At 36.8% G+C, this 12,716-nt stretch carries 8 protein-coding genes; 5 read left to right on the forward strand and 3 right to left on the reverse strand.

Annotation, left to right across the window (positions count from 1 at the left end):
• Positions 1-11 precede the first annotated feature (11 nt).
• From ACFFLS_RS13620 to ACFFLS_RS13640, 5 genes are all read left to right on the forward strand, one after another.
• Entirely contained in the window at positions 12-1,532 is a 1,521-nt protein-coding gene (locus tag ACFFLS_RS13620; RefSeq protein ID WP_379682130.1) for a RagB/SusD family nutrient uptake outer membrane protein, read from the forward strand.
• A gap of 549 nt (positions 1,533-2,081) precedes the next feature.
• Positions 2,082-3,275: a glycoside hydrolase family 88 protein gene (locus tag ACFFLS_RS13625; RefSeq protein ID WP_379682131.1), complete on the forward strand. Its 1,194-nt coding sequence runs from the start codon at positions 2,082-2,084 to the stop codon at positions 3,273-3,275.
• Positions 3,276-3,347: 72 nt separating this feature from the next.
• On the forward strand, positions 3,348-5,762 hold the full coding sequence (locus ACFFLS_RS13630; RefSeq protein WP_379682132.1) for a glycoside hydrolase family 2 protein: 2,415 nt from the start codon (positions 3,348-3,350) through the stop codon (positions 5,760-5,762).
• Between the two features lie 210 nt (positions 5,763-5,972).
• Entirely contained in the window at positions 5,973-7,787 is a 1,815-nt protein-coding gene (locus tag ACFFLS_RS13635; protein ID WP_379682133.1) for a glycoside hydrolase family 2 protein, read from the forward strand.
• Positions 7,788-7,914: 127 nt separating this feature from the next.
• Positions 7,915-8,478 (forward strand): DUF2911 domain-containing protein, encoded by a 564-nt coding sequence (locus tag ACFFLS_RS13640; protein WP_379682134.1) that lies wholly within the window; start codon positions 7,915-7,917, stop codon positions 8,476-8,478.
• Positions 8,479-8,859: 381 nt separating this feature from the next.
• Here the strand turns inward: ACFFLS_RS13640 and ACFFLS_RS13645 are convergent, their stop codons facing one another.
• The 3 genes from ACFFLS_RS13645 to ACFFLS_RS13655 are packed head-to-tail and all read right to left on the reverse strand — an operon-like array spanning position 8,860 to position 12,687.
• The gene (locus tag ACFFLS_RS13645; RefSeq protein WP_379682135.1) at positions 8,860-11,064 is read right to left on the reverse strand and encodes a xanthine dehydrogenase family protein molybdopterin-binding subunit; all 2,205 of its coding nucleotides are present in this window, start codon (positions 11,062-11,064) and stop codon (positions 8,860-8,862) included.
• A 7-nt stretch (positions 11,065-11,071) separates the two neighbouring features.
• A complete protein-coding gene (locus tag ACFFLS_RS13650; RefSeq protein WP_379682136.1) occupies positions 11,072-12,052 on the reverse strand; it encodes an FAD binding domain-containing protein in 981 nt (326 codons plus the stop codon).
• A complete protein-coding gene (locus ACFFLS_RS13655; protein WP_379682137.1) occupies positions 12,049-12,687 on the reverse strand; it encodes a (2Fe-2S)-binding protein in 639 nt (212 codons plus the stop codon). Before ACFFLS_RS13655 ends, ACFFLS_RS13650 begins: the two co-directional genes overlap by 4 nt.
• Between the last annotated feature and the right edge of the window lie 29 nt (positions 12,688-12,716).

A 12,716-nucleotide genomic window follows, 5' to 3' on the forward strand; every position in this document is an offset into this window, starting at 1 on the left:
ATACAATTATCATGAAAAAATATATCGCTTTTCTTTTCTTCGGAACAATGGCATTCTTCAGCTGTTCTGATTTGGAAGAAAAACCAACAGGAATCATTCGTCCAGAAAATTTCTTCAATAATACAGACGATTTACAAGCCGCTGTAAATGGAGCTTTTGCCAACATTGCCCACAATAATTATTGGGGAAGAGAATTTACAATTGCTCTGATGCTTCGCGACGATATGGCCGATATTGGCGACAGAACTACACAAGCCGCTCGTATAGACGTAAACGATATGTCGATGAACGATACCAATGCGCTTGTAGCCAACTTTTGGCCTCAGTCGTACGTAATCATTACAGCAGCCAATCAGGCAATTGAAGGTGCAAAAAAAACTCCGGGAGACCCCGCAAAAGTCAATGCAATTGTGGCTCAGGCGTATTTTGCAAGAGCTTTTACCTACTATCATTTGGTACGCCTTTTTGGAGATATTCCCTATGTTGATTTTGTTGTGAATGATGTTTCTCAGATTAATTCGATGAGCAAAACTAAAGAAGCAGATGTTTATCCAAAAATCATAGCCGATTTAGAATTTGCAAAACAATGGCTTGAAGACAAACCAAAAGTAAAAGCTGTTCCTGGTAAAGGCACCGCCGCAGGATATTTAGCATCTGTCCATCTGACTTTAGGAAATTTTCAAAAAGCTTACGATGAAGCCAAATATGTAATTACAAACGAAGCTAAATTCGGTTTAGGACTTGATGCCGACTTTCAGGATTTGTTTAATGCTACAAAGACTGCCTCATTAAAAGAACCGCTTTTTACAATCGATTTCAACAACTTGACCTCTGGAAATTATGGTCAGGATTATACAGCGTTTTTTACTGGATCTTTAAAAGACGACAGTTACAGTTATGGACAAGGATTCTCGGTTGCGGTTCCATCTTTAAAAGTTTTCAATACTTGGGATCAAAGAGATTACAGAAGAGCGGTAAGTTTTGATACAATCATCAGAAAAAAAACAGGTCCAGGCGGTTCTTTACAGGTTTATCCTTCAAGCGATAACGAAAAAGCGCCTCGTCCGCATATTGCAAAATATTTCCGTTTTCCAGGAAAAGCCGGAGCTAACGGAAGAACTTCTCAGCACAATTATATCACGATGCGTTTTGCAGAAGTTTTATTGACCGCTGCAGAAGCCTTAAACGAAATCACTCCGGGAACAGCAGAAGCGGATGGCTATGTAAACCGAGTTCGTGCAAGAGCCAGAAACAAAGCAGGAAAACTGGTTTCTTTTCCCGCAAATGTAACTCCTGGGCTTTCTCAATCCGATTTTAGAAAAATGGTTATTGACGAAAGAAGATTGGAATTGGCTTTTGAATATGTAAGATGGTACGACATTAAAAGACTTAAAATCGGATTAGAAGTATTTGGAGCAAACGGATTAGAACCGCATGCTAATTTTGACCCAAACCGAGATTATTTATGGCCGTTGCCGGGAACCGAATTGGCTATTAATCCGAATTTAAAACCGAATAATCCTGGGTATTAATTTAGCTTAATTTATTATTTACCCAATATTGTTAGTCTCACACAGATTTTGCAGATTTTAGAATCTATTTAACCCGTTGGGTGAAATTATTTTTTTTTCAACTCTATTAAATCAGTTTATGTCTAAATCTACTTTAATCTGTATTAATCTGCGTGAAAAATTTATAAGTAAAAGAATTTCACGCAGATTTTAAAAGATTTCAGCAGATTAAATTAGATTTTAATTCTTGAGTCAAGCTATTTTATTCTATTTCACCCAACGGGTTCTATTTATTATATTTTTTAATAATCTGCGTAAGCAAGAATCGGCCAAATCTGCGAGATCTGCGAGAAAATAAAAACAGATAAAGAATATTTAAGTTTCACACAGATTTAAAAAAGATTGTAGCAGATTAAATTGATTTATCAGCATACCGATAAAGAAAATCTGCAAAATCTGCTTTAATCTGTAGAATCTGCGTGAAATAAAAAAATCTGTGCAAATCAGTGTTTTCGCGGTAGCGAATCCGTACAATCCGCGTCTAAAAATCATGATTATAAAATATTCAATATGAAAAATGTCAATTTCATTTCTTTGATTCTTGGATTTGCATTGCTGGTTACAGCGTGCAAATCCGGAATTAATTCAACAACAAAAAACGCTTTATCGGCAAATACACTTCTAGAAACGCGTTACAAAATGTTACTCGATTATCCTGTAGATTCGATGTCGATGCCTAGAAGTATGAATACCAAAACGCTTGAAATTCGCAAAGTTCCTTCAAAAGACTGGACAAGCGGTTTTTTTGCCGGAAACCTTTGGCAATTGTACCGATTAACAGGCGATTCAAAATACAAAGAAAAAGCTCAAAAATGGACTCCTTTCAGCAAAAAGGAAAGTGTCAATAGTAATTCGCACGACGTAGGTTTTAAAGTGTTTTGCAGTTTTGGAGAAGCTCTGAAAGTGGAAAACAAGAAAGAATACGAAGCTGTGATTGTTAAAGGCGCAGAAACTTTGTGTACAAGATTTAATTCAAAAGTGGGCTTGATTCGTTCTTGGGATTTCAACAAAGAAATCTGGGATTATCCTGTAATTATTGATAATATGATGAATTTAGAACTTCTTTTTGAAGCGTCAAAAATATCGGGGAATCCAAAATATCGTGATGTTGCCATTAAACATGCTAATACAACTTTAAAGAATCAGTTTAGAGAAGACAATTCATGTTATCATGTTATTGATTACAACCCAGCTACAGGCGAAGTGAGAAAGAAAACAACACTTCAGGGTTATAACGACGATTCGGTTTGGGCTCGCGGTCAGGCTTGGGCAGTTTACGGATTTACGATGTCCTATCGTTACACAAAAAATCCGGCGTACTTAAAGCAAGCAGAAGGAACCGCAAAGTTTTTTATGACTAATAAAAACTTGCCCGAAGACGGAATTCCATATTGGGATTTTAAAGATCCAAATATTCCCAATTCGCCACGCGATGTTTCTGCGGCTATGGTTATGGCATCTGCTTTATACGAATTGTATAGTTATACGAAAAATGACACTTATTTGGTTTTCGCTGATAAGCTGATGACTTCTGTACAAACAGATCGATACATTTTAGATCCAAAAATCAAGGCGCCTTTCTTATTTGACCACAGTACTGGAAACTGGCCAAAACACGACGAAATTGATGAACCGATAATCTACGCTGATTACTATTTTCTGGAAGCATTAATAAAGGTGCAAAGGCTCAAAGGTTCAAAGTAACAAAGGTTTTGAAACTTTGAACCTTTGAGCCAGAAAACCTTTGAACCTTTGTAACTATGAACCTTTGTAACTATGAAAAAACAACACCATAATGCATTTTCAATTTTTGCGCTTTTTGTTTTTTTTCAGATTTGTCTGAGCAGCGGTTTTGCTCAGACAAAAATGAATATCAACGACAATTGGCTTTATTTAGAAAATCATACAACAAACCTCAACGAAGCACAAAAAGCTTCTAACTGGATTCCTTTAAACTTACCTCATACATGGAATGCCGAAGATGCAACCGATTTAGTTCCAGGATACCGACGCGATGCCAGTTGGTATCAAAAAAAATTAAATATTCCGCAAATCGACAAAAACAAAGTTTATTCCTTATACTTTGAAGGTTCGAATGTAACGACCAAGGTTTACGTAAACGGAAAAGAAGCTGGTTCGCACATTGGCGGTTATATCGGGTTTTCTATCGATATCACGAATTTGATCAAAGAAGGAAACAATACTATTTTTGTTCGTGTAGATAATAGTTATGATATCGAAATTATTCCGTCTCAAAAAAGCGATTTCTTTATTTACGGTGGCATAACACGTGATGTCTGGCTGGTTTCAAAATACAAAAATCATATCGAAAATATAAAAATAACAACTCCCGAAGTTTCGGCTAAAAAAGCTTCGGTTCAGATTATTTCTTCAATTTTAAATTCGGATAATTCAAAATATTTGTCATTGACGGTTACTTTAAAAAATCCGAAAGGAAAAAAAGTAGCTAGCAAGGTAATTTCGGTTTCAGATAAAACCTCTACGATTACTTTCGAAAACATCAAAAATCCAGAACTTTGGGATACTGAGAAGCCGAATTTATACAAACTGACCGCCGTTTTATTAGAAAAAAATCAAATTAGAGACAGTATTTCAGAAAAAGTTGGTTTTAGATGGTTTGAGTTTAAAGATCATGGCCCTTTTTACCTTAACGGAAAACGTCTGTTGCTTCGCGGAACACATCGACATGAAGAACAAGCCGGAGTTGGTGCTGCAATGACAAACGCACAACATTGGGCAGACATGAAATCGATAAAAGATATGGGAGCAAATTTTGTCCGTTTGGCCCACTATCCGCAAGATCCAGAGGTTTACAAAGCTTGTGACGAATTAGGTTTATTAGTTTGGGATGAGCTTCCTTGGTGCCGTGGCGGAATTGGGAACGACGTTTGGAAAACCAATACTAAAAATATGCTGGCAGAAATCATCAATCAAAACTACAACCATCCAAGTATTATTATCTGGTCTTTAGGAAACGAGATGAACTGGCTTCCTGATTTTCCAGATGGCGATAATGCAGAAAAAACAAATGTCTTTTTAAATGAATTGAATGATATCGCGCACAAACTAGATCCAACTCGAAAAACAGCCATCAGAAAATATTATGAAGGTTCGCATATCGTAGACGTCTTCTCTCCTTCTATTTGGTCCGGCTGGTATTCTGGAAGTTACAAAAACTATCAAAAAGCAATTGATGTTTACAAAAAAGAATACAAACATTTTATACATGCCGAATATGGCGGAGACAGTCATGTAGGCCGTCACAGCGAAAACCCAATTACAGGAGAAAATATCATAAAAGCCGAAGGCTGGGAAGAAGCGATTGTACAGACAAAAGTGGCAAACATTGCTCAAATTGGCGACTGGAGCGAAAATTATATTGTCGATTTGTTTGACTGGCATTTGCATATATCTGAGAATGACCCAGCTTTTGTGGGCAATGTACAATGGGCATTTAAGGATTTTGCAACACCTTTACGTCCTGAGGATGATATTCCGTACATGAACCAAAAAGGACTTACAGATCGCAACGGAATTCCGAAAGATGCGTATTATGTTTTTAAAAGTTATTGGGCAAAAGAACCTTTTACCTACATTGAATCACATACTTGGACAGAACGTCAGGGTCCTGAAAATACTACGAGAACAATTAGCGTTTTTAGTAATTGCGATAAAGTAACTTTAACGCATAACGGAAAATCATTGGGAGAAAAACAGCGAAATCTTTCTTTATATCCCGCAAATGGCTTAACTTGGGATGTCAATTTTACTAAAGGTGAAAATATTTTAATTGCTGTTGGGAAAACAAAAGAAGGAAAAACAGTTTCTGATACGCTAAAAGTTAATTATCGTTTTACTAAAAATGACACAGCGGTTTCTTTGCAATTATCATCAGAAAAACTAAAAAATGGAAATTATCTGATAACCGCAATTGCTGTCGACAACAATAATTTACGTTGTCTGGATTATGAAGCAAGTGTGTACTTTCAATGTTTAAAGGGAGGAAAAACATTAAAAAACCAAGGAACACCAACGGGAAGCGAATCTATAAGAATGGCAAACGGAAAAGCTTCAATCGAAGTAATTCCTGATGGTTCTGGCAACTCAATTGAAATGACGGCATTAAACCAGAGTTTCAAAGGAGAATATCTGAGGATTCCTATAGAGTAAGAATTATTGCCACAAAGGCGCAAAGACTCTAAGTTTTTTTTCTTTCGCAGATTATGCAGATTGAGCAGATTTATTTTAGAAACTGTTTGTCATCCTTGACGTAGAAGGAATGACAAAAACCTTGCGATTTAGCGACTTTGCGAAAGCTAAAAAAATAAAAAAAAATCGTGCCCTAGCGCCTTCGTGGCAAAACAAAAAAATACAAAAAAAATGAAAAAACTATTAATCGTACTACTCCTAACCTCTTCTGTTTTGGGATTTGCACAAAATCTAATCTCTAATGTACCGAATCGAAACACCACTTCGCTAAACGGAATTTGGAATTACATTATCGACCCCTATCAAACTGGTTTTTACAGTTTTCACCTTGATCAATACGATAAACAGGAAAAATTAGCAAAAGGAGCGTTTTTCAATAATTATCATGCTCAAAATAAGCAGGAATTAGTTGAATATGATTTTGATAAATCACCAACAATCAACATTCCAGGCGACTGGAATTCTCAAGTTCCGGAGCTGAAATATTATGAGGGAAATGTATGGTTTAAAAAGTCTTTCGATTATAATCTGGTGTCTAAAAAACGTCTGTTTCTATATTTAGGAGCTATCAATTATAAAGCTGATGTTTATTTAAACGGAAAAAAACTGGGTACTCATGAAGGCGGTTTTACTCCATTTAATTATGAAGTAACTTCAATTGTACAGCCAAAAGGAAACTATCTGGTAATAAAAGTTGATAATACACGCCATAAAGAAGATGTTCCAACCTTAAATACCGATTGGTGGAATTACGGTGGCATAACGCGCGATGTGACTCTAATTGAGGAAGAATCTTCTTTTGTAGAAGATTATACGATTCAGCTTAAAAAAGGCAATGCAAATGTTATTTCTGGTTTTATAAAAATCAATAATTTAGATGCTTCACAAAACAATGTTTCGATTTCGATTCCAGAATTAAAAATCAATTTTAAAGGAAAAGTTGGTGATAATGGAATTTTGAGTTTTGAAATTCCAGCAAAGAAAATCTCGCTTTGGTCACCTGAAAATCCGAAATTGTATGATGTTTTGATTGATTTTAATGGTCAAAAAATAAAAGATACTATTGGCTTCAGAACCATTGAAACGAAAGAAGATAAAATTCTGCTCAACGGAAAACCAATTTTTTTACGTGGTATTTCTATTCATGAAGAAAATGCCAAAGGCGGCCGAGCAAATTCTCAGGAAGATGCTTTACGTTTGTTGAACTGGGCAAAAGAGTTAGGCTGTAATTTTGTTCGTCTTGCGCATTATCCACATAATGAAAACATCATTCGCGAAGCCGACAAAATGGGCTTAATGGTTTGGGAAGAAATTCCGGTTTACTGGACTGTGGAATTCACCAATAAAAATACCTATCAAAATTCTCAGGATCAATTAACAGCTGCAATTACAAGAGATAAAAACAGAGCAAGCATTATTATTTGGTCTATGGCAAACGAAACTCCGATTTCTGATGCCAGAAATGAATTCATTAAAAAACTGGTAGATCATACCAAATCATTAGACAATACGCGATTAATCAGTGCCGCATTATTAACGCAAAGTGATTCTGCAGGTTTTGGGACTATAAATGACGCTATTGGCGATTATTTAGACATTATTTCCTTTAATCAGTATTTAGGCTGGTACGGAGGAAAACTAGAAGATGCAGAAAAAATACTCTGGAAAACGAAATACAATAAACCGGTTATTGTTTCTGAATTTGGAGGAGATGCTAAAGCCGGTTTTCACGGAGAGAAAAACGAGCGATGGACAGAAGAATACCAAGAATACCTGTACATTCAGAATTTAAAAATGATAGAAAAGATTCCACATCTAAGCGGTACAAGTCCTTGGATTTTGGTTGATTTCAGGTCACCGAAAAGATTGCTTCCTGGCATTCAGGACGGTTACAATCGTAAAGGATTAATTTCAAATGATGGCGAAAAGAAAAAAGCCTTTTACATTATGCAAAATTGGTACGCCAAAATGAAAAAAGAGTATTAAAGCATTTCTGTCATTCTAAATTAAATAGAAGTCCATTACCAATTCATTAACAAAAAACAAGCTCAAAATTATATGATTTTTCTTCATTATTAACTTACTTTGTAGTTATTCTAAAAATTGTAATCCTATGAAAAAATTTTATTTAATGGCAGTAACATTGTTTGCTGCTTTTACAGTTCAGGCACAAGATGTAGTTAAATTTTCTCCATTAGACAAAAGTCCTGTTGATATTTCTTATTTCCCAAACAAAGCTGTTAAATTCAAAAAAACAGATAATCCAAATCCGGTTGTCAAAGTTGTTTACGCAAGACCCTCTGCAAATGGAAGAGCTATTTTTGGCGATGTTGTAAAGTTTGGTGAAGTTTGGAGAGTTGGTGCCAACGAAAATACAGAAATCAAATTTTACAAAGACGTAACCATTGGAGGTAAAAAAGTTCCTGCTGGATACTACAGTTTATTTGCTATTCCAGAAAAAGACAAATGGACTATCATCATCAATAAAGAGTTGGATTTATGGGGCGGTTACGCTTATGACGAAAGCAAAGATGTAGTTAGAGTTTCTGTACCGGTTAAAAACGTTTCTGATGTTATCGAAGCTTTATCTATCGCGTTTACAACTCAAGGAAATATCGCTAATTTAGTTATTGGATGGGACAAAACAACTGTTGAATTGCCTATTACGGTTAAATAAGTTTAACTGATATGCCACGAAGGCACAAAGTCGCAAAGTTTTTTTAAGCTTTGCGACTTTTTTTATTTAAACGTAAAGACGGCAGGGTTTGCAAGGTTCGTTTTTTTTAATCTTGCTAAGTCGCAGAGACGCAAAGTTTATTGACAAAGTAACCCATTTTTGTCATTTCGACGTAAGGAGAAATCACACACGAAACTCCACAAAGTGAATCCTTAATCTTTGTCGAATAACAAGTGTGATTCCTCGTTCCGCGGAATGACAAGATTGAGTGATAACCTCTGTAATAAACTTTGCGTCTCTGCGACTTCGCGAGATTTTTTCATAACACAAAAAAAAACAAGATTTTACTCTTAAAGGGATTCTTGTAATTGTTTTTTATACTTAAACCTTAACGGTTTCTATAATCTTATCCAATGTAATTGGCAGATCTCGAACACGTTTTCCTGTTGCATTAAAAACCGCATTTGCAATTGCAGGCGCCATTCCAACTAAAGCAGTTTCTCCTAGACCTTTTGTTCCCATTGGATTGCTGATTGGGTCTTTTTTGTTTATGAAAAATACTTCTTGTTTTTCAATATCGGCATTTACAGGAACATGATAATCCGCAAAATTATTATTAATCGGACGACCAAAACGATGATCGATTTCCAGTGCCTCCATCAATCCCATCCCGATTCCGCCTACTGCACCTCCAAACATTTGTCCGGCAGAAGTTTTCTGACTTATAACGGTTCCAATATCGGCACAAGAAACCACGTGCGCCAGTCTTATTTTACCCAAATTCGGATTTACTAATACTTTTACAAAATGAACCGAAAACGAATAAATCGAATATTTCTTTGCTTCTTCAGCGGCTTTAGACAGATTTTCTACTTCAAAATCTTCTAATTTGTTACTTCTCAAAAGCGCGGTTAAAGTAACCGATTTAGATTTGTCTTTTTTAGAAAAGACCGATCCATTTTCAAAAGTCAAATCTGTAATCGCTATTCCTTTTAAAGCAGGATTTTTACTTCCTACTTCAATTATTTTATTCAACAATAAATTACAGGCATCATGTACGGCAGAACCAACCGATGAAGTTGTTGCCGAACCTCCCTGAGTCGGTCCTTTTGGCAATCCGCTTTTACCCATTTCAATAATAACATTTTCTGATGGCAGACCAATTACTTCGGCTCCAATTGCCGTCATCATGGTTGCTGTTCCTGGTCCCATATCGTTTACACTGCATTGCAAAACCAAATCGCCATTGGCTAAGAATTTTGCTTTTACAGAAGTCGGACTTCTATAGCAACCAAAAGTTCCCGTTCCCATTCCGTAACCAACCAGCCAGTTACCTTCTTTTACAGAACCTGGTTCGTTTTTTCGGTTTTTCCAGCCAATGCGTTCCATTCCCGCTTCGTAACATTCTAACAGAAACTTGCTGCTCCAGGGTTTATTTTGTTCTTGATCTTTTTCGGCATAATTGCGTTTTCTGAATTCAATCGGATCCAAATTTAGTTTGTATGCTAATTCGTCCATTGCAGATTCTAATGCAAAAGAACCCGTCGCTTCTCCCGGACCGCGCATCCAGATTGGCGTACAGGTATCAAGAGGCACAATTCTATAACGCGTAGAAACATTCGGGCAATCGTAGATAAATCTGGACATATTTACCGTTCCTTCCATGAAATCTTCATAGCTAGAAGTCATAGCAACAGCTTCATGTGTTAATCCCGTCAGTTTTCCATCTTTTGTGGCACCCAATCCCATTTTTTGAATAGTATAAGGTCTGAAACCAACATTGGTAAACATCTGTTCACGATGCAAAACCAATTTTACCGGACGATTTAGTTTTTTCGCACCAATCAAAGCAGCGATTTCGTACGGCCAAGTATGCAATCCCATTCCGAAAGCGCCTCCAATATATTCCGCATGTACTTCGACATCTTCCACAGGAACATCAAAAACTCCAGCTACACTTCGGCGTGTTCCTTCAACACCTTGGCTTTTCGTATATAAAATTGGTTTATTTCCTTCCCATTTTGCAATAATATTCGCCAACTCCATTGGATTGTGAACTTCGGTCGGAATCGTATATTCAGTTTCTAGAATGACCTCAGCATTTTTATAACCGTCCTGTTCACCGCGATGGTAGTCATTTCCTTTGTCAGTATCTATTTTTCTTTCTTTATCGGCAGCTTTATGAAGTTCCGTCGAATGTTCTTCTTTCAGATAATCTGCTTTAATCAAACTTGCGGCATATCGCATACGTTCAAAAGTATCAGCAATCACCAAAGCAATTGGCTGATCATAATACAAAATCGAATTATCTTTGAAAATCTGAAGTGGCTGACCAAAATTTCGTTTGTCTTTTGCCTTTTGATAACCAGAAGGTTTGTCGACATTCAAATGCGTAATAACCGCCAAAACGCCTGGCGCCCATTCGGCTTTTTTAGTATCAATGGTTTTGATTCTTCCTTTGGCAATCGTACTTCCTACCAAACAGGCATAGACTACACCCGCCGTTTTATATTCAGCCGAATAAGTTGCAGAGCCAGTTACTTTAGCAAATCCGTCAACTCTATTAATATTACTTGTCTTGCTCATAATCTAATTATTTTGATGCTGCTATTGTAAGTGCTTCGGTTACTGCGTTTTCTCCAAGCGTCAGTTTAAAATCATTACCGCCGTATCCTCTGGCGCCTTTCATAGACAAATGGCCTGCTTGTTTAAATACATCTTCTGAAATCGTTTTTCCTTTAAGGAATTTTTCTGTTTCAGTTAACCTCCAAGGTTTATGTGCTACACCGCCCATTGCCAGCCTAACATCATGTATCGTATTGTTTTTTATATCCAAAGCTACGGCAACAGATACTAGAGCAAAGGCGTAACTCGTTCTGTCGCGAACTTTTAGATAATGAACATTTTTAGTGAAATTATTATCCGGAATTTCAATTGAAGTAATCAATTCTCTGCTTTCTAAAGTATTGTCTTTTTCTGGCGTATTTCCAGGAAGTCGATGAAAATCGGTAAAATTGATTTCGCGCTTTCCTTTTGGACCTTCTACCAAAACCGTTGCATCTAGTGCAGCCAAAGCGACACACATATCACTTGGGTGAACGGCAATACAGCTGTCTGAAGCTCCAAAAACGGCCGCCATTCTATTAGAACCTCCAATAGCACCGCATCCACTTTTTGGCACCCGTTTGTTGCACGGCATATCGGTATTATAAAAATAAGAGCATCTAGTACGTTGCAACATATTTCCTCCGACCGTTGCCATATGGCGAATCTGCTGAGAAGCACCTGCCGCTAAAGCCAATGCTAGCAAAGGATGTTTTTCTTTTATGGAAGTATCTTCCGCAACTTGACTGTTTTTAGCCAAAGCTCCAATCGAAACTTTTCCTTTTAAAAACTCTATTTTCTTTAAATCTAATCCATTGATGTCTACTAATTTGTCTGGTGCCACGATGTTCTTCTTCATTAAATCGACCAGATTAGTTCCTCCTGCAATAAACATTGAAGAATTATCTTTTGCTTTTCCTGTCACTGCCGACGAAGACGATAAAGCTTTAATTATCTGAAAATTTTTCATATCTCCTTCCCTCCTTCCTTCACTTCAGTTATAGCATCAACAATATTGTGATAAGCACCACATCTACAGATATTTCCGCTCATATATTCGCTAATCTCTTCTCTGCTGTTGGCATGACCTTCTTTGATACAAGCAATTCCAGACATGATTTGTCCAGGCGTGCAATACCCGCACTGAAACCCATCGTGCTTGATAAAAGCTTCTTGCATTGGGTGTAGTTTTTTGCCTTTAGAAAGTCCTTCGATTGTGGTAACCTGAGCATTTTGTTGCATTGTTGCCAAAGACAGGCAAGACAAAATTCTTGTCCCGTTTACGTGTACAGTACAAGCTCCACATTGTCCATGATCACAACCTTTTTTGGTTCCCGTAAGCTGTAATTGTTCACGAAGTAAATCAAGCAACGTGGTTCGCGGCTCGATGTTTAAATTGTGTTTTGTGCCATTTACTTCAATAGAAAGCGGTACTGTTTCTAAATACTCCGCAATTTTTTCGTCCCATTTATTTTCTGAAGCCATTACCAATGAAGGCGGTGCCAGAGCAAGAGCGGTAAAAAGTCCTGATTTCTTTATAAAGTCACGACGCGAATTAACGTCTTCTGGCGTTACTTTATTCTGGTTTGTTTTTTTAGAAGCCATTCAGTCTATTTGTTAAATTAGCTAATTCA

This window comes from Flavobacterium procerum (assembly GCF_042431625.1).
GTDB classification, from domain to species: Bacteria; Bacteroidota; Bacteroidia; order Flavobacteriales; family Flavobacteriaceae; genus Flavobacterium; species Flavobacterium procerum.